Genomic DNA, 928 nt, shown 5'->3' with positions numbered 1-928 from the left:
CGTCCTACACCCTTACCCCGGGACAACCACCGCCCGGGATGGACTACCTTCCTGCGTCACCCCATCACTCACCTACTAACCGCTTGGTTCGGCGGCTCCACCACTCCCCTCAACTCCGAAGAGATCAGGGCGGCTTCACGGCCTTAGCATCACGATGCTCGATGTTTGACGCTTCACAGCGGGTACCGGAATATCAACCGGTTATCCATCGACTACGCCTGTCGGCCTCGCCTTAGGTCCCGACTTACCCTGGGCAGATCAGCTTGACCCAGGAACCCTTAGTCAATCGGCGCAAACGTTTCTCACGTTTGTATCGCTACTCATGCCTGCATTCTCACTCGTCAACCGTCCACGACTACCTTCCAGTGCCGCTTCACCCGGCAGACGACGCTCCCCTACCCATCACAGCACCCGTTGGGGCTATATGCTGCAATGACACGACTTCGGCGGTACGCTTGAGCCCCGCTACATTGTCGGCGCGGAATCACTAGACCAGTGAGCTATTACGCACTCTTTCAAGGGTGGCTGCTTCTAAGCCAACCTCCTGGTTGTCTGTGCGACTCCACATCCTTTCCCACTTAGCGTACGCTTAGGGGCCTTAGTCGATGCTCTGGGCTGTTTCCCTCTCGACCATGGAGCTTATCCCCCACAGTCTCACTGCCGCGCTCTCACTTACCGGCATTCGGAGTTTGGCTAAGGTCAGTAACCCGGTAGGGCCCATCGCCTATCCAGTGCTCTACCTCCGGCAAGAAACACACGACGCTGCACCTAAATGCATTTCGGGGAGAACCAGCTATCACGGAGTTTGATTGGCCTTTCACCCCTAACCACAGGTCATCCCCCAGGTTTTCAACCCTGGTGGGTTCGGTCCTCCACGAAGTCTTACCTCCGCTTCAACCTGCCCATGGCTAGATCACTCCGCTTCGGG

At 57.3% G+C, this 928-nt stretch carries 1 rRNA gene; it reads right to left on the bottom strand.

Annotated features, from left to right (window positions below):
- A 23S ribosomal RNA gene (locus IE177_RS34605) occupies positions 1–928 on the bottom strand; the annotation flags it as partial.

Source organism: Streptomyces lucensis JCM 4490 (assembly GCF_014650035.1).
GTDB classification, from domain to species: Bacteria; Actinomycetota; Actinomycetes; order Streptomycetales; family Streptomycetaceae; genus Streptomyces; species Streptomyces lucensis.
This window is presented reverse-complemented; position numbering and strand designations above follow the sequence as displayed.